At 58.6% G+C, this 17,907-nt stretch carries 16 protein-coding genes; 5 read left to right on the top strand and 11 right to left on the bottom strand.

Annotated features, from left to right (window positions below; genetic code table 11):
• The first annotated feature begins 24 nt into the window (after positions 1–24).
• Both ACWIKB_RS18645 and ACWIKB_RS18650 read left to right on the top strand, forming a co-directional pair.
• Positions 25–684, top strand: coding sequence for a hypothetical protein (locus ACWIKB_RS18645; protein ID WP_475268938.1), 660 nt, complete (start codon positions 25–27; stop codon positions 682–684).
• Positions 678–1,793, top strand: a complete 1,116-nt coding sequence (locus ACWIKB_RS18650; protein WP_475268714.1) for a hypothetical protein — start codon at positions 678–680, stop codon at positions 1,791–1,793. Before ACWIKB_RS18645 ends, ACWIKB_RS18650 begins: the two co-directional genes overlap by 7 nt.
• On the opposite strand, the gene ACWIKB_RS18655 is transcribed toward ACWIKB_RS18650, so the two are convergent.
• On the bottom strand, positions 1,781–2,674 hold the full coding sequence (locus ACWIKB_RS18655; RefSeq protein WP_475268939.1) for a lipase family protein: 894 nt from the start codon (positions 2,672–2,674) through the stop codon (positions 1,781–1,783). The two genes, ACWIKB_RS18650 and ACWIKB_RS18655, sit on opposite strands and share 13 nt — an antisense overlap.
• A 14-nt stretch (positions 2,675–2,688) precedes the next feature.
• On the bottom strand, positions 2,689–3,567 hold the full coding sequence (locus tag ACWIKB_RS18660; RefSeq protein WP_475268716.1) for a metal-dependent hydrolase: 879 nt from the start codon (positions 3,565–3,567) through the stop codon (positions 2,689–2,691).
• A gap of 292 nt (positions 3,568–3,859) precedes the next feature.
• On the opposite strand from ACWIKB_RS18660, the gene ACWIKB_RS18665 reads away from it, so the two are divergent.
• The 3 genes from ACWIKB_RS18665 to ACWIKB_RS18675 are packed head-to-tail and all read left to right on the top strand — an operon-like array spanning position 3,860 to position 7,460.
• Positions 3,860–4,789 (top strand): fatty acid desaturase family protein, encoded by a 930-nt coding sequence (locus ACWIKB_RS18665; protein WP_475268718.1) that lies wholly within the window; start codon positions 3,860–3,862, stop codon positions 4,787–4,789.
• The gene (locus ACWIKB_RS18670; RefSeq protein WP_475268720.1) at positions 4,789–6,390 is read left to right on the top strand and encodes a GH3 family acyl-acid amido synthetase; all 1,602 of its coding nucleotides are present in this window, start codon (positions 4,789–4,791) and stop codon (positions 6,388–6,390) included. Before ACWIKB_RS18665 ends, ACWIKB_RS18670 begins: the two co-directional genes overlap by 1 nt.
• Positions 6,375–7,460, top strand: a complete 1,086-nt coding sequence (locus tag ACWIKB_RS18675; protein ID WP_475268722.1) for a Rieske 2Fe-2S domain-containing protein — start codon at positions 6,375–6,377, stop codon at positions 7,458–7,460. The genes ACWIKB_RS18670 and ACWIKB_RS18675 overlap by 16 nt, the downstream gene beginning before the upstream one ends.
• Before the next feature lie 458 nt (positions 7,461–7,918).
• Here ACWIKB_RS18675 and ACWIKB_RS18680 read toward each other — a convergent pair whose 3' ends face one another.
• The 9 genes from ACWIKB_RS18680 to exaC form a co-directional block, all read right to left on the bottom strand.
• A complete protein-coding gene (locus ACWIKB_RS18680) occupies positions 7,919–8,665 on the bottom strand; it encodes a S24 family peptidase (RefSeq protein ID WP_475268725.1) in 747 nt (248 codons plus the stop codon).
• A gap of 232 nt (positions 8,666–8,897) precedes the next feature.
• A complete protein-coding gene (ppa, locus tag ACWIKB_RS18685; RefSeq protein ID WP_054052377.1) occupies positions 8,898–9,425 on the bottom strand; it encodes an inorganic diphosphatase in 528 nt (175 codons plus the stop codon).
• A 113-nt stretch (positions 9,426–9,538) separates the two neighbouring features.
• On the bottom strand, positions 9,539–10,351 hold the full coding sequence (locus ACWIKB_RS18690) for a M90 family metallopeptidase (protein ID WP_475268727.1): 813 nt from the start codon (positions 10,349–10,351) through the stop codon (positions 9,539–9,541).
• A 6-nt stretch (positions 10,352–10,357) separates the two neighbouring features.
• Complete coding sequence (locus tag ACWIKB_RS18695) at positions 10,358–11,014, bottom strand: DedA family protein (protein WP_475268730.1); 657 nt, start codon at positions 11,012–11,014, stop codon at positions 10,358–10,360.
• A 348-nt stretch (positions 11,015–11,362) separates the two neighbouring features.
• A complete protein-coding gene (locus ACWIKB_RS18700; RefSeq protein ID WP_007990572.1) occupies positions 11,363–11,824 on the bottom strand; it encodes a GNAT family N-acetyltransferase in 462 nt (153 codons plus the stop codon).
• A 113-nt stretch (positions 11,825–11,937) separates the two neighbouring features.
• Complete coding sequence (gene eutC / locus ACWIKB_RS18705; RefSeq protein ID WP_475268732.1) at positions 11,938–12,762, bottom strand: ethanolamine ammonia-lyase subunit EutC; 825 nt, start codon at positions 12,760–12,762, stop codon at positions 11,938–11,940.
• Between the two features lie 8 nt (positions 12,763–12,770).
• Complete coding sequence (locus ACWIKB_RS18710; protein WP_475268734.1) at positions 12,771–14,165, bottom strand: ethanolamine ammonia-lyase subunit EutB; 1,395 nt, start codon at positions 14,163–14,165, stop codon at positions 12,771–12,773.
• 168 nt (positions 14,166–14,333) lie between these two features.
• On the bottom strand, positions 14,334–15,704 hold the full coding sequence (eat, locus tag ACWIKB_RS18715) for an ethanolamine permease (protein ID WP_475268736.1): 1,371 nt from the start codon (positions 15,702–15,704) through the stop codon (positions 14,334–14,336).
• A 258-nt stretch (positions 15,705–15,962) separates the two neighbouring features.
• Positions 15,963–17,483 (bottom strand): acetaldehyde dehydrogenase ExaC, encoded by a 1,521-nt coding sequence (gene exaC, locus ACWIKB_RS18720; protein ID WP_054052388.1) that lies wholly within the window; start codon positions 17,481–17,483, stop codon positions 15,963–15,965.
• Positions 17,484–17,907: the final 424 nt, after the last annotated feature.

Below are 17,907 nucleotides of genomic sequence, written 5' to 3' on the forward strand. Positions count from 1 at the left end.
CTGCATCCACATGAAATCGATCGGATGTTCGAGATTTATTCCGCATCCTACTGCGATACCTCCCGCCCGCGATTCGATCAGGATTTGCAGGACAAGACGCACTGCATCGTATTGCGTTGCGCAGATGAAACCATCGTCGGTTTCACCACCCTCAAACGGTATGAGCGCACGTGGTCAGGCCAACCGATCAGGGTGATTTTTTCCGGCGACACCATCATTGACCGCGAACACTGGGGCAGCCAGCAACTGGCATTCGCGTGGATGCGCCTAGCCGGTGAGATCTGGCAGGAGCAGCCGGACGTGCCTTTGTACTGGTTGCTGATCTGCAAGGGTCACCGCACCTACCGTTATCTGGGCGCCATGGCGTTGAATTACGCCCCCCGCGCCAGCGTGATGACGGATCCTGCGGTGCAGGCGTTGGCGGATCATCTTGCAGTGGATCGTTTCGGCGAGGCCTATGATCCGGCAACGGGCGTGCTGTCTTTCAAAGTGCCTCAAGGTCGGTTGACGACGGAACTGGCACAAGTCCCTGCCCCTCACCTGCGCCTGGAAAACGTCGCATATTTTCTGCAGAAGAATCCTCATTACGCGTCGGGCGATGAGCTGGTCTGTCTGTGTGAATTGCACCCCGACAACCTGCGGCCGATGGCGCTGCGTCTGTTTGCCGCCGCGCAACCATGCTGATCCGCCAGGCCAGCGCTGCGGACAATCGGCAATTGCTCGACTTTCAGGCGCAGCGGGCGATGCAGGGCGGCTTGCCAATGCGTTTTGATCGCGGGCCTGACTATTTTGCGCTGCACCATTGTCATGCCTTGGACCATCGCACCTGGCTCGCCGAGAATGACGTCGGTGATCTGAAGGGCATTGCCAGCCTGGTGGTGCGCGAGGGTTATCTTCAGGGTGACATTCAGCCCGTGGCCTATTTGGGGGATTTGCGGCTGGTACCTGATAGGCGTCTGTCGGTGTCGTGGATGGCCGAGGTCAAAGTCCGGCTCGAAGCGCTGGCCGATGAAACGGGTGTCCAGCACGCCTATTGCTGTGTCATTCGCGACAACCGTCTCGCCACGCAGTCGCTGCTGGGCGGACGGCGCGCCAATCCGCTCAAGCTTGCGCACTGGCGGGGCTACAGCAACGTAGCCGTGTATGCCCAGCGCGGGTGGCGAAGCACTCCGCGAGCGCTGGACAACGTGCGTATCGTACAAGCGCAGCCGCGCCACGCTGATGCGCTGCGCGCGTTTCTCGACCGCGAATCGGCAGGTCAGCCCTTCGGCAGCGTTTTCAGTGAAGCGCAGTTTGCACGGCGCCTGGACACCTGGCCGGACTTCGGCCTCTCGTCATTTCTGCTGGCACTGGACGCCCAAGACAATCTGCTGGGCTGTGTCGCGCCTTGGGATGCCGGGCGGATCAAACGGGTGGTGCTTGAAACATTGCCCTTGGCGCACCAGGCCCTTCGCCTCGCGTTCAACACCTGTGCGCCGCTGTTGGGGCGCCCTGCCATTGCTGCGCCCGGCGAGGCATTGCGCGACGTTTACCTGACCCACTTGCACGTACGACAGCGCGACCCGCAGATCTTTGCGGCACTGCTGGATGCGGCGTGGATGCGCGTTCGCGGTCAGTACGCGTTGATGCAATTGTGTCTGTATGACCGTGACCCGCTCTGGATGGCCATGACGCGCTATCGCGCCGTGTCCATTCCAATGGACCTGTACACGGCGCCCTGTGTGGGGAATGCCGAGGCGTTGACGGCGCAGGACGCCGAGCGCATCCCGGGCTTCGAAATCTATCTCGTCTGAGCGCGTACGTGCACGACAGCCAATAGCGTCAGCCAGAAACGTGTGGCGTCAAAGCCACCGCCGCCCAGCACCGGTTGACCATGATCGAGCCGGGGCAGACAGATCTGCGGCATGCCCTCGATGCGTTGATGCTCGAGGTAAAACTGCCCGTCATGAGCCCAACCGGGTCGTCGTGCATTGAGGCGTGCATGATGGGTGTCGAAACGCGAACTGGGAGCGGCGGACCAACTGACAACGTGTGCGCAGTGTAAGTCGACGGGCAAATCATTGAGTATTCGAACGATCTGCGGGTCGCGCAGGCTACTGATATCCCGCGTGCCATCGGCCATCCAGGGAGTTTTCGCCAGCACTCGACGAACGCGGTCTAGCGAGTAGCCCTGGACAGGTTGCCGAGTGCTGCAACCCAGCACCTCATCCATTACTGTCGACGGACCTGTCGGCGGTTGCACCAGTGCTACGCCATCACACGCATCGCTCAAGGCCATGTCCTGTGACAGTGCCGCAAGTGCGTCGAGCCCGCCCTTGCTGTGCGCCAACACAACAAACCGCTGCCCTTGCTTGAGTTCAGCAGAAAGCACCTTGCTGATATGCCTGCCTTGCGCCATGACCCCACGCGAAGAGTTTACGGGCATGCGCAGAACCTGATGGCCCGTGCGCCGTAACGTCAGGGCGCAATCTTGAAAACAACGTGGCAACCATTCGGAAAACAGTCCGGCGACCAGCACCACCAATGTACTGCTGGGCAGGCATGGCATGGGTTCGTGCCAGCACGAGATAAATTGTTCTGTCCAATCCTGTTGTGCAGCAGGCCGCGCGAATTGCGTGGCTGGAAAATGAACGGGCCAATCGTCGAAGCCCTCCGGCGTCCAGGGCTTTGTCATCGACAAGGGTTGCCTCATGGAATGGGCCCAACGTATTCATCCAGTGTCTGGCGCGCCGCTTCCAGGGCTTCACTGTTGTCGAGATGGTTGGGGTGAAACCCCGGAACGAACCAGAACAGCCACCTCGGAAAGGCGCGTGTCAGCGGACCAGGGTTTACAAATAACCACCATTGCAAGCGCATCCACCCTCGCCAATTACGGCGTTGCCCGTCATTCCCGGCAAGTCGGTAAATGAAATACATGACGTCGATGGCAAAGTACGCAGTCATTGTCAGCATGACCCCGCAGCGCATCAGGTATCGCCAAACCGGATTACGCACCACCGAGCACAGTACGTCGAAGGCGACGGCTTTGTGCTCGGTTTCTTCTATGGCGTGCCAGCGCCATAACATGGCCATTCTCGGGTCGGCACCCTCCAGCACAGCGGGATGACGCAGCAACTGATCGGAGAGGATGGCGGTGAAATGCTCAAGGCTGGCGGTCATGGCCAGACGAGTAGCAGGCGTAAATCGATTACCGACTTCCTGTCTACGCAATAGTAGTTTCTCCAGTTCATCAATCGGCGCACCTTGTGCCGCGAGTAGCCGGTTGTACAACCGATGCTCACGAATATGCGACGCCTCCTGATAAACAAACTCTTCAACAGCTCTGGAAAGCGTGACATCCGTTTCGATCTCGGCACGAAAGTGCACAACGCTATCAATGAACAGTTTTTCGCCGAGTGGAAACATAATCGACAGCCCATCAAAAAAACGCGTTACGTGAGGCCAGTCTCTATACCAGTAACGGGGAATATGCTCATCAAGTGCAAAGCGAACGTTGCGATGGGGGATTTTTGCGCAAGATGATTGTGCAGGCCGGCACCTGGAGAAAAGGTGTTTGAGATACGACATATCGACCGGAGCTACCCTGAAAAACTACAGGCTATCTCTTTTGTCACGGCTCGTGTGAATGGATAGTCGAGGTTAATCAGACAAGGCATCTTCAAAAGATAGCGCCGGAAACCCGGTTTCCATCAAGTGTTTTTGCTGAAAAGTGCATTCAACTTTTTCTTGAGGACGCCAACTAGTAGTAATGCCCAAGTTGCTAGCGCTTCGTCGTTACCCCATCGATCAGGCAAGTTGTCGTGAGTGAGAAGGACAGGGCGGTATACTCGTTACATACGACATTTCCACAGGGTCCCTTATGCTTAGTTCCAGTGACATTTTGCAAACCGGTCGTTTCGACGTGGCAAATCTGAGTGTTCTGGCGCTGCAGACCCTGGTGTGGGGGGCGACGCTGACCTGGCTGTCATACACCGACGCGGGTTGGCTCAAGTGGCTTGTCCTGATCCCGTTTTGCCTGGTCATGCAAGGTGTCTTCTCGATGATGCACGAGTCCTTTCATGGCTTGGCGCACAGCAAAAAGTCGCTGAACTACTTCATCATGTGGTGGGCTTCCACCCTGTTTGGTGCCTCGGCCACGCTGATCCATATCAACCATCTGGGCCACCACACCCGAAATCGCACACGCGCCGAGCTGGCGGATTTCGCGGTCGCGGATGAGTCGCTGCTGCGCAAACGGATCGAGTACTACTTTGCGGTGCTCGGAGGTATTTGGTTCGCGGCGTTCATCGGCAGTCTTTTGTTGCCATTGCTGCCGGCGCGGATCACTGACAAATGGTCGCAAACCGCCGAGGTCAATACCTATGCCGCAGCCTTCAAGGATTTTTCCAGCAGCGACTTCAGGCGTATCCGCCTGGAAGTGATTGCCAGTATCGCGGCGTGGTTATCGGTCGGGCTATTGTTGGGTTGGACCTGGCATGTCGTGCTTATTGCCTACATAGCCTTTGCATTTTCCTGGTCGTCGCTGCAGTGGGTGTACCACATGCGCACGCCGCTGGATGTGGTCGAGGGCGCCTATAACATGAGGGCGCCGCGCCTCGTACGCTGGGCATTTTTGAACTTCAACTACAACCTCACCCATCATCGACAATCAGGGCTGCATTGGCAGCAGATGCATAGGGCGTCGAACCTCAAGGAAACGCGGCCATTGTGGTTTGGCTGGCTGCAGGTTTTCCTGCCGCCCCAACGGTTGCCTGACGATTTGACCCAACTCGACAAGACCTACTTTTGATGAGCGCCAACAACGGCGCAAAACGCGCCCTGTGGCAGACCTTTATAGAAAGTGCCCAGCCCACTCTTGATCACTGGCGAGAGCAACTCGAACAGCCGGAGTTGGCGCAAGAACGTGTATTGCAACGATTGCTGAAGGCCAATCGTGACTGTGCGTTCGGGCGTGCCCACGACTTTGCCCATATCGATGATTCAACGCAGTTTCGCGACAACGTACCGATCCACTCTTATGCGCAACTGCATCCCTGGATCGAGCGTGCGCAACAGGAGTCGGAAGCGATTTTGACGTCCGTCCCTCCAGTGTTTTTCGAGCGCACCAGCGGCAACAGTGCACTGCACAAAGCGATCCCCTATACGCGCGCCTTCCTGGGCGAAATGCACAGCGCGTTAAACGTCTGGCTCGCCGACATGTATCGCCAAGTACCAGAAATCAGTCATGGATCAGGCTACTGGTCGATGTCTCCGCCGCTGCAAGCGCCGGTAGCCGGCCCTAATGGAGTTTCCATCGGCTCGGCCAGTGATCTGGAGTATTTGAGCGGCAGTAACATCGCCAGCCTGGCGGGGACTTTGCTGATTCCAGGGTTCGCCGACGATCCTTCGCAGTGGCGCCGACAGACCCTGCTGGCTTTGCTGGCCGATGCTGATTTGAGCTTTATCAGTGTGTGGAGCCCGACGTTCCTGACCAGTCTGCTGCAGCCGTTGTTTGACGGCGATACACCTGAACATGCACAGACATTTGCCTGGCTGGAAGAGGCGCTTCCCGCCTCGCGCAAGTCCGTCATGCGCCGAGCGCGATCCCAGGGGACGTGCACCGAACTATGGCCGCGACTGACCGCCGTCAGTTGCTGGATGGACGGCCCCAGTCGCAACTACTTCAAACAATTGGCGGAGCGTTTTCCGCAAACACAATGGCTACCCAAAGGTCTGTTTGCCACTGAAGGCGTTGTCAGCGTGCCATTTGGTGACGAGGCCGGGTGCCCACTGGCGATTGGCAGCCATTATCTTGAGTTTCTCTGCGAAGACGGCTCCGTACGCAATGCGCACGCATTACGCATGGGCGAAACCGCGCAAGTCCTGCTGACCACTGGTGGCGGCTTGTATCGCTACGCGTTGGGTGATCGGGTCCGAGTCGTCGGCATGCTTGGGCGTACTCCGCGTGTAGCGTTCGTGGGGCGCGCCACAGTGACCAGTGATCTGGTCGGTGAAAAGCTCGATGAGCAAATCGTCCAGGGCATATTTGACCGCTGCATTACCGCGAAGGGGGCCGCGTGCCTGATCCCCAATGCCTCGGCCACGCCACCTTACTACCTGGCGTTGGTTGCCACCTGTGAAGACATCGATCCACACGCACTGGCGCTGGCTGTCGAGTCTGCACTGTCGGGCTCCTTTCATTACGCCCAGGCTCGCAGCCTGGGGCAACTGGCGCCACTGCGGGTTCGATTGCTCAAAGGTGGCGCTGATCTGCTCGCTCAGGTCCTGCAACAAGCGGCGGAGTTAAGCGGTATCCGCGCAGGGGATGTCAAACCGCGCCCACTTATCAATCGGCTTGAGACAGCCGACGCCATTCTTGCCCTGACGGAAACCCAATGTCAGCACCTTTAATCAGCACCGTCGAGGTGGCTAGCGACGGCACCTTCGAACAATGGTATGTGGCTTGCTCCTCCACGGAATTGCTCAAGGGCAAGCCGTACAGGGCAAAAATTCTCGGTCTGAACCTTGTGCTCTTTCGTCAGCGTGACGGCCAGGTGGCGGCACTGCTCGACCAATGCTTGCACCGAGGCACGCGATTGTCGGCAGGCAAGATCGCCGAAGATTGCCTCGTCTGTCCCTATCATGGCTGGCGCTATGACGCTCAGGGGCAAGTGGTGCACATCCCCAGCGTCGGCGATAAACAGTGCTCGTCGACATCGCGAGAGCATCGATACAAACAGCGCCACTTTGCGGTGCAAGAACTGGACGGATTGATCTGGGTGTACACCGGCAGCGGTGACCCGCAGGCCAGGCCGGTGTTCAGGCTACCTGCCTACGGCGAAAAAGGCTGGCAGTCGTATTTCATGATCAATACCTTCGAGGCAGACGTCGGCAGCCTGGTACAAAATTTCATGGACGTGCCGCACACCGTCTTTGTGCACGAAGGCATCTTCAGGTCCGGCACCGGTCGCACGATGGAAGCGACGCTCGCCTGCAAGCCGCAGAGCATCGAAGTGACCTACCACGATGACGGCGACAAGATCGGGCTCTTGAACTGGCTGAGCAATCCCGACGGCGATCCACTGGTCCACACCGATCGTTTTTTTGCGCCCAACGTAACGCGCTGCGACTACCTGTGGGGAGACCGCTCGGCCTTTCTGATCATCAGTCAAATCACGCCGATAGATGCCCGCCAGTCCCGCGTCTATACCTACATCGCCTACCGCTTCCGGCTACCCCGGTGGGTGCTGCGAACATTGCGCCCGTTCATTCATCTGTACACCCGCATCGTCATTCGCCAGGACGTGAAAATCATACAGGCGCACAGAGAAGGCCTTGATAACGCGGCGGATTTCAAACCGGCCAACGTGCAGGCGGATGCTGTTCATGTGGGGGTTGAGCAGTTGCTGGTGGCAGTGAGGCGGGGAGAGGATTTGCCGCTGGCGCAGCGTCGGGAAAGCCGGATACGGTTTGAGCTTTGAGGGTGACGCGCAACGGTGCTTTCGTTGACTGTAACCATTCGACGAAGTCACCTGGGCGTCCGCTGACCAGCCCTGAAATAGCCGGTGGGCTCTCGGCTGAGGCGGAATTATTTCAGGCATTAAAAAGCCGGCTTGTGGCCGGCTTCTCGGGGACTGGCTTGGTTCATTTTTGGTAAACCGCGCCAGCCTTCAAAACGTACACCCGGATCTTGCGTCCGGCTGTGGGACTTGGCGAGAAAGTGATCTGCCTTGTCAGTGCGATCAGAGCCGCGGGGCGGGTCGATGCGCAAATGTGGGGCGCAGCATACTGATTTTTTTATGTAATTCCCAGCGTGATATGCGGATTAGAGCTATCAGGATGTTCGGATGGAGTAGCCCATTCGATGAATACGATGAAGGGTCCAGTGCTTTCACGGGCAGGCCCGCGCGGGCTTGCTCGCGAAGGTCGCGGCACGGTGTTACAGGAACGGTACCGGCGGCCGTCGTTTGTTCAGGGTCGACCACCAAAACACCCAGCCCAATACCTTGATGTTCTGTTCTTCGATGTGCTCGGCTCGCAAGATTTCATCCGGATGCTCGGCTGTGTTGTAGCTGCGCAACCGCAACGCGTTGCCTGGCATACGGTGCAGGTATTTGATTCGCAACATTCCATCATGTTCGATCGCGTAGATTTCCCCATCAACCACCTTGGTCAATCCACGGTCGATGGCGAGTATGGAGCCATCCTCAATCCTGGCCCCCATGCCGTTGCCGACCATATGAACGCAGAACACATCTGCATGGTTGATTTCCAGAGAGTCGAGGTGGCTTTTAGGCAGGCGAATGAATTGACCAGGGTCTTCGACGACGTGGGTTTTACAGGAACCCCGGGCGATAGGCGTTTCTTTGTAGACGGGCAACTCGACGTCCACAGGCTCGATGACGGTGTAGATCCCGCGGATAGCCTGGGCGTCGAAGGTGTTGCCAGACTCATCGACCACCCGCAGGGCTGCGGCGTCTTTCGAGCCTTCGCCGGTTTTCAGCCAGTGACTGTTGACGGACAGTATTCTCGCCACCTCTTCCATGCGGTAGGCGGGCACACCTCGGGTGTACCAGTTGTGGATGTTCTGTGCTTCGGTGTCCCAGAAAGCGGCGAATCCCGTTGTCGTGATCTTCGCCTCTTCCAGGAGTGCTTTGAATCGTGGACCGCTCGTATTCTTTTTCATAAACACGAGTCTACTGGCGTGGAATAGGGGTTTGAATAAACCACCTGTTCAAATTACGCGGGAATTTTAAGACCGGATGTAAGACGTTTTTCGTAGGATTTAAACGGGAAAACACCGAACGCCAAAATCATTAAACCTAGCGTTTAACAGCGTATTTATCACCGCCCACAAAAAACCCCGGATTAACCGGGGTTCTTTTTAACGCATGCAGCTAGACGCTTACCGCGGCTTCTCAGCCTTTGTAAGCAGCTACCGACTTCATGATCTCGGTGCGAGCGGCTTCTGAGTCGCCCCAACCTTCGATCTTCACCCATTTGCCTTTTTCAAGGTCTTTGTAGTTCGCGAAGAAGTGCTCGATCTGCTGGATCAGCAACTGTGGCAGGTCGCTGCATTCCTTCACATCGACGTACAGCTGGGACAGCTTGTCGTGTGGCACTGCGATAACTTTGGCATCGCCGCCGCCGTCGTCGGTCATGTGCAGAATGCCGATTGGGCGGGCACGGATAACCGAACCTGGAGCAACCGGGTAAGGGGTCACAACCAGCACGTCGAGGGGATCACCGTCGTCAGCCAGGGTGTTCGGGATGAAACCGTAGTTGGCCGGGTAGAACATCGGGGTGGCCATGAAACGGTCAACGAACAGGCAATCGCTGTCTTTGTCGATTTCGTATTTGATCGGCGCGTGGTTGGCCGGGATCTCGATCGCGACGTAGATGTCGTTCGGCAGGTCTTTGCCAGCCGGAATCTTGCTGTAGCTCATTGGGCGGTGCCCCCGTTAGTTGACCAAAAACACTTGGCCGGATTGACCAAAAAGTGGCGGCGATTATAGGCATATTCCTCCGCCGATGCCATGCGCCTTGGGTCGTGTAGACCTTAGTCGTGTCCCTGATAGACAGGGCTAGACGCCTGAAGTTGCCGCAGCCGGGCCAGCGGGTCTTGCCGGTAAAACAGCTTCAACTGCTCATAGACCTGTGGATAAGCCTCGTGCAGCAAATCCGGGGCGCTGAAGAAGTATTCACTGGTGACCGCAAAGAATTCGGCCGGGTTCTCGGCGGCGTAGGGGTCGATGGCGGTTTCGGCGTCGGGGTTGCGGTCCAGATGGCGGTTGAGGTCATCGTAGGCGTGTTGCATGACCTTGGCCCAGTCGCTGACGCGCATGTCGGGATGCAGCGGCGGCAGGCCGTTGGCGTCGCCGTTGAGCATGTCGAGTTTGTGCGCCAGTTCGTGGATCACCAGGTTGTAGCCTTCCCAGCCACCGCTGGCCATGACGCCGGGCCAGGCGAGGATGATCGGGCCTTGCTGCCAGGCTTCACCGCTGTGTTCGCCGTCCCATTCGTGTTCGACGCCGCTGGCATCGCGATGGCGCTGTGGGCTCAGGAAGTCGTCGGGGTAGAGAACGATTTCGTGGAAACCCTGATACCAGTTCAAGTCACCGAGGTTCAGCAACGGCAATTGCGCCTGGGCGGCGAGCAACAGGCGTTGCTCCTGGTGGAGTTCGACGCCGGGCAGGGCGGTCAGGTGTTTGTCTTCCAGGAACAGCACGCTGGCTTCACGCAGCCACTGGTCTTCAGCGGCGCTAATGCCGTCAAGAAAGCTCAGGTGATGGCGCACCCGTTGCCACAGGTCGTCGGCAATCGGGTGCCTGGCCAGAGTGCGCCGGCGACGCCAGGCGCTCAGGGACCACATGGGCGCTCAGCGGGTTTCGGCTTTGGAGCTCGAACCGCCGAAGCGGCTGCGCACGACGCCGATGATCATAGGTACCAACGACAGCAGGATGATGCCCACCACCAGCAATGACAGGTTTTTCTTGATGAACGGTACGTTGCCGAAGAAGTAACCGAGGGTCACCAGGCCGCCGACCCACAGGATGGTGCCGAGCACGCTAAAGAAGAAGAAACGCGGGTAAGGCATCCGGGCGATGCCGGCGACGAACGGGGCAAAGGTCCGAATGATCGGCAGGAAGCGCGCCATGGTCACGGTTTTGCCACCGTGCTTGTCATAGAAATCGTGGGTTTGTTGCAGGTAATCGCGGCGGAAGATCTTCGAGTTCGGGTTGCTGAAGAGCTTTTCGCCCGCCGTTCGTCCGATCACGTAGTTGGTGCTGTCACCCAGGATCGCCGCCAGCATCAGCAGGCCGCCCAGCAGCACCGGGTCCATGCCGCCACCGGCTGCGACGGCACCGGCGATGAAGAGCAGGGAGTCACCTGGCAGGAAGGGCATCACTACCAGACCGGTTTCGCAGAAGATCACCAGAAACAGGATGGCGTAGATCCATGGACCGTAATTGTTCACCAGCAGGTCGAGGTACACGTCGAGATGCAGGATAAGGTCTACTGGGTTGAAATCCATGTGGGGCACCTGTGGTGACGGTCCGACTCAGCAGACCTGTGCGTATGACTTCGTGTAAGGCTACAAGAGGGCGTAGTTTTTCTTACAAGCCGGGAAGCTCGGGATTATACGGGGTGAATAGTGAAAAGCGCGTCGAGATTGTAGCGGGGGATGTCGCGGATAATCAGAGTCCGACAGGCTGTATACAAATCCCTGTGGCGAGGGAGCTTGCTCCCGCTGGAGGGCGAAGCACTCCCAAAGCCTGCATTTACAGTGTGTCAGGAGAATCTTGTTGGTCGGGTTACGACTGCTGCGCAGCCGAGCGGGAGCAAGCTCCCTCGCCACAAAAGCTCGCCCGGCGCGATGTTGTTATAACTCGTCGCTAATCGGCAGCACGTAGTTCTTGAATTCGGTGTCTTCCTTGAACCCGATCGACTCGTAAGTCTTCTGCGCTACTTCGTTGTTGCTGCTGGTGGAAACGCGCATGCGCACGGCGTTGGTTTCCTTGGCCATTTTCTTCGCGGTGCGAATCAGGTTGTCGGCGACCAGTTGGCGACGGGCATCTTCGGCGACGTAGATGTCGTTGAGGATCCACACGCGCTTGAGCGACAGCGATGAAAAGCTTGGGTATAGCTGACAGAAACCCATCAGTTTGTTGCTGTCGTCATCGGACAAGGCCAGGTAGATCACCGATTCCTTGCGACGCAGGCGTTTTTCGAGGAACGCCCGGGACGAGTCCGGATACGGCAGGGAGCCGTAAAACTCGCGATATTTGACGAACAACGGGGTTAGCAGGTCCAGGTGTTCGAGGGTCGCTTGAATAATCCGCATGGTAGGTCTCGCTTCAAGTGGCTGTCATACGTGCGTGACGGCGATGGGAAACCCCTGGCGGCCGTGCTTCGATCCTGCCTGAAACCGACTCAGAAACGCAATGCGGAAACGGTTCAGGCATCCGGCGGACTGAGTAGGAAATTTCCCTTCATGTCCGCACCTGAGTCCGACTCCAGTGTCTGAACCTGCGCTTCGTCCTTCAGATTGACCCCCGACAACTGCCTCCGACAGGCCTCGCGCATCAGATACAGCAAGCGATGTGCCGCCATACCGTAACTGAGGCCTTCGAGCCGGACATTGGAAATGCAGTTGCGATAAGCGTCCGTGAGGCCAATCTTAGGATTGTAGGTGAAATATAAACCCAGGCTATCAGGAGAACTGAGTCCCGGGCGTTCACCAATCAGGATCACCACCATTTTCGCGCCCAGCAGCTCTCCGATCTCGTCGGCCACGGCTACCCGGCCCTGTTCCACCAAAATCACCGGTGACACGGACCAGCCATCCGCTGATGCCTGTTCTTCCAGTCGCGTCAGAAATGGCAAGGTATGGCGATGAACGGCCAATGCCGACAAGCCGTCGGCAACCACGATGACCAGATCCACGCCACCAGGGTGGGCTAGAGCGTAATCACGCAGAGTCTGTGCCGACGCATCACTCAACTTGCGCCCCAGATCCGGGCGCTGCAAATAACTGTTCCGGTCCGTCGCCGCGCTGTGCAGCAGCAAACTCTCGCGCCCGCGCTCGGCCAATTGCGCGCTGAGCCCGGCGTGGTCGAACGGCAAATGCACCGCGTCCCGGGCCTGGGCGTGGGCGTACTGGAAGTCCAGTTGTGCGCTGGTGGGCAGGCTGGTGCCGGTGCGGCCCAGGGCAATGCGCGCCGGGGTCAGGCGGCGCAGCTCCAGCCACGGGTTCTGCGGATCGACGGGTGGTTTATCCATATCAACACTCATCCCAGTTGCGCCAAAGCCTGGCGGAAGGCCGGCGGCAGGTTGTTACCAAAGTGAACCTTGCCGTCCGCCTGAGTGAAAATCCCCATCTTCGCCAACCACTGCTCGAACTCCGGCGCCGGTTTCAACCCCAGGGTTTGCCGGGCGTAGAGGGCGTCGTGGAACGAGGTGGTCTGGTAGTTGAGCATGATGTCGTCGGAGCCGGGGATGCCCATGATGAAGTTGATCCCGGCCACGCCCAGCAGGGTCAGCAGGGTGTCCATGTCGTCCTGGTCGGCTTCGGCGTGGTTGGTGTAGCAGATGTCGCAGCCCATCGGCACGCCCAGCAACTTGCCGCAAAAGTGGTCTTCGAGGCCGGCGCGGATGATCTGTTTGCCGTTGTAGAGGTATTCCGGGCCGATAAATCCTACGACGGTGTTCACCAAAAACGGTTTGAAATGTCGCGCCACGGCGTAGGCCCGAGTCTCGCAGGTCTGTTGATCGATGCCATGGTGGGCGTTGGCTGACAACGCGCTGCCCTGGCCGGTTTCGAAATACATCAGGTTCTGGCCGAGGGTGCCGCGGTTCAGGCTCAAACCGGCGTCGTAGCCTTCCTGCAACACGTTCAGGTTGATGCCGAAACTGGCGTTGGCCGCCTCGGTGCCGGCGATCGACTGGAATACCAGGTCCAGCGGAACCCCGCGATTGACCGCTTCGATAGACGTTGTTACGTGGGTTAAAACGCAAGCTTGTGTAGGAATCTCGTAGCGCTGGATGATCGCATCGAGCATTTCCAGCATCGCGCAGATCGACGCAATGCTGTCGGTGGCTGGGTTGATGCCGATCATCGCGTCGCCGTTGCCGTATAGCAGACCGTCGAGAATGCTCGCGGCGATGCCGGCCGGTTCGTCGGTCGGGTGATTAGGTTGCAGGCGCGTAGATAGGCGTCCACGCAAGCCCATGGTGCCGCGGAATTGGGTGACCACGCGGATTTTCTGCGCCACCAGTACAAGGTCCTGCACGCGCATGATCTTCGACACGGCGGCGGCCATTTCCGGGGTCAGGCCGGGGGCGAGGGCGCGCAGGCTCTGCTCGTCTGCCGCGTCGCTGAGTAGCCAGTCGCGAAAACCACCGACGGTCAGGTGGCTGACCACGGCGAAAGCTTGTTTGTCATGAGTGTCGATGATCAGTCGGGTGACTTCATCGGACTCATAAGGAATCAGTACTTCCTGAAGGAAGTGAGTCAGCGGGATGTCGGCCAGGGCCATTTGCGCGGCCACGCGCTCGCCGTCGTTGAGTGCGGCGACGCCGGCCAGAAAGTCCCCGGAGCGCGCCGGGCTGGCCTTGGCCATGACTTCCTTGAGGCTCTCGAAGCGGTAGGTCTGGGCGCCGACGGAATGGGCAAATGCGGCCATGGGACGGGGTCCTCCTGATTAAGTGTGACCCGTAGGAGCGAGGCTTGCCCGCGAAGAACGATAACGCGGTCCGATAGATTAACCGCGTCATCGTTCTTCGCGGGCAAGCCTCGCTCCTACGGAACGGGGTGCTCTCAAATAGGGCAACGAGCCCGGCGCCGGTGCAACTCAGACACCTGTCAGCATAGCGTCCGCCGGTGCAGCAAGGCGTTGCTTGGCGGTCAGTTGGAAATACAGGTAACCGGCAACCATGAAGCCCAGGAATACCAGGCCAATCACCGTGTTGAACCACGCCATCGCGATCAGGCACACCACCGCCAGAAACAGCGCGATCCCCGGCACGATCGGATAGCCTGGCGCGCGGAAGGTGCGTTCCAGGTTCGGCTCGGTTTTGCGCAGTTTGAACAGGCTCAGCATGCTGATGATGTACATCACAATGGCGCCGAACACCGACATGGTGATCATCGCCGCCGTCAGGGTCATGCCTTGCAGATTGACCAGGCCATCGCTGTAGATCGCTGCGATGCCGATCACGCCACCCGCCAGGATCGCCCGGTGCGGGGTCTGGAAACGCGAAAGCTTGGCCAGGCCTTTAGGCAGGTAACCGGCGCGCGCCAGGGCGAAGAACTGCCGCGAGTAGCCAAGGATGATCCCGTGGAAGCTCGCCACCAGACCAAACAGGCCGATCCACACCAGCATGTGCATCCAGCTCGAATTGTTGCCAACCACGGCTTTCATTGCCTGGGGCAGCGGATCGTTGATGTTCGACAGTTGACGCCAGTCGCCAACGCCGCCGGCCATCACCATCACGCCGATAGCCAGGAACACCAGGGTCAGAATGCCGCTGACGTAGGCCTTGGGAATCGTGCGTTTCGGGTCTTTGGCTTCCTCGGCCGCCATGGCCGCGCCTTCAATGGCCAGGAAAAACCAGATCGCAAACGGGATAGCCGCAAAAATCCCCGGGATCGAGGCCATGGTGAACTCGTTGGAGCCCGACCAGCCGTTGAGCACGAAATTGCTGAAGCTGAAGCCTGGCGCCACCACGCCCATGAACACCAGCAATTCGGCAACTGCCAGTACGGTGACCACCAGTTCAAAGGTCGCCGCAATGCTGACGCCGAGAATGTTCAGGGTCATGAACACGAAGTAGGCGCCGACCGCCGCAATCTTCGGGTCCAGTTCCGGGTACTGCACGTTGAGATAGGCGCCGATGGCCATGGCAATCGCCGGTGGCGCAAAGACGAATTCGATCAGGGTGGCGATGCCGGCGATCAATCCGCCCTTTTCGCCAAACGCCCGCCGACTGTAGGCAAACGGCCCGCCCGCGTGGGGAATCGCGGTGGTCAGTTCGGTAAAACTGAAGATGAAGCAGGTGTACATCGTCGCCACCATTAACGCGGTGACGAGAAAACCCAGCGTGCCTGCGGTGCCCCAGCCGTAACTCCAGCCGAAGTACTCGCCGGAAATCACCAGGCCGACGGCAATGCCCCATAAATGCAGGGTGCCGAGTGTGGGTTTGAGCTGTGTTGTAGAAGTCATAAGTCCTCTCTGTTTTTTATTGTTTGATCGGTGGACTTTCGGGTATTGCGGTTACAGCGGGCACGCAAAGCCCGTGCCAGAGGGGCAGGGCGATGTTTGGGTGTGTTGTTGAGGACTCCTTCGCGAGCAAGCCCGCTCCCACATTGGACTCGTGTTGGCCCGCCTATGTGAATTCATCACAAATTCAATGTGGGAGCGGGCTTGCTCGCGAAAGCGGTGGAAGGGACGACACAGAAACACCTGCATCGCCCCCGGTTTTTAGAAGAAGCCCAACGGATTGATGTCGTAGCTCACCAGCAGGTTTTTGGTCTGCTGATAGTGATCGAGCATCATCTTGTGAGTTTCACGCCCGACGCCGGACTTTTTGTAACCACCGAACGCGGCGTGCGCCGGGTACAGGTGATAGCAGTTGGTCCACACACGACCGGCCTTGATGGCGCGGCCCATGCGGTAGGCGCGGTTGATGTCGCGGGTCCAGAGGCCGGCACCGAGGCCGAACTCGGTGTCGTTGGCGATGGCCAGGGCTTCGGCTTCGTCCTTGAACGTGGTGATGCTCACCACCGGGCCAAAGATTTCTTCCTGGAACACACGCATTTTGTTGGTGCCCTTGAGCAGGGTCGGCTGGATGTAATACCCGGTCGCCAGGTTGCCCTCGAGTTTTTCCACCTTGCCGCCGGTCAGCAGCTCGGCGCCTTCGCCCTTGGCGATTTCCAGGTACGAAAGGATTTTGTCGAATTGCTGCTCGGACGCTTGGGCGCCAACCATGGTGTCGGTGTCCAGCGGGTCGCCACGTTTGATCGACAGGACTTTCTTCATCACCACTTTCATGAAGTCGTCGTAGATCGATTCCTGCACCAGCGCGCGGGATGGGCAGGTGCAGACTTCGCCCTGGTTGAAGAACGCCAGCACCAGGCCTTCGGCGGCTTTTTCGATGAAGGTTTCTTCGGCTTGCATGATGTCGGCGAAGAAGATGTTCGGCGACTTGCCACCCAGCTCCACGGTCGACGGAATAATGTTTTCAGCGGCGGCATGCATGATGTGCGAGCCGACCGGAGTCGAGCCAGTGAAGGCGATCTTGGCGATGCGCTTGCTGGTGGCCAGAGCTTCGCCGGCTTCTTTGCCGAACCCTTGCACAACGTTGAGTACGCCGGGTGGCAGCAGGTCGCCGATCAGTTCCATCAGCACGGTGATGCCCAGCGGGGTTTGCTCGGCAGGCTTGAGCACCACGCAGTTACCGGCGGCCAGGGCCGGGGCGAGTTTCCAGGCGGCCATCAGGATCGGGAAGTTCCACGGGATGATCTGCCCGACCACGCCCAGCGGTTCATGGATGTGATAGGCAACGGTGTTGCCGTCGATTTCGGCAGCGCTGCCTTCCTGGGCGCGAATGCAACCGGCGAAGTAGCGGAAGTGGTCCGCTGCCAGCGGGATGTCGGCGTTGAGGGTTTCGCGAACGGCTTTGCCGTTGTCCCAGGATTCGGTGATTGCCAAGAGTTCCAGGTTCTGCTCGATGCGGTCGGCGATTTTCAGCAGCACCAGCGAGCGCGCCTGGGCGGACGTGGCGCCCCAGGCATCGGCAGCGGCGTGGGCAGCGTCCAGGGCTTTGTCGATATCTTCGGCCGTGGAGCGTGGGAATTCGGCAATCGGTTGGCCATTCACTGGCGAAGTATTGGTGAAGTACTGACCTTTAACAGGCGCGACGAACTCGCCGCCGATGTAGTTACCGTATTTGCTCTTGAACGAAACGATAGCGCCTTCAGTACCGGGGTGAGCGTAACGCATGGTGATTTCTCCTTGGCTTGTTGTACTTATAAGAGAGACGCGCATGAGCGCTTGCTATAAGCGTAGAGCAAAGGTTGGGCCACTGCCTTGCAGGGCAGGCAAATCAAGGCCTTGCGCGGTTTTTGTCGGACAAGCGGAGGTTGTCTGTGACGGTTTCGGTACAGCTTGGGTGACAGTTTGTACCGCTTGTGGCACAGCGTGTGACTGGGCGGTCTTGCCAGCATTGCAAAGCGCGCTGACGTGGAGGATGCTCCGTGTTCATATGACTACGTCATTGGGCTGCACACCTTTGATGGCTGTTGCATAACCCCTGTAGGAGCTGTCGAGTGAAACGAGGCTGCGATCTTTTGATTTTGCTTTTTGAGAAACAAGATCAAAAGATCGCAGCCTCGTTTCACTCGACAGCTCCTACGTGGGAGGTGTG

Source organism: Pseudomonas sp. 5Vm1k, assembly GCF_056161485.1.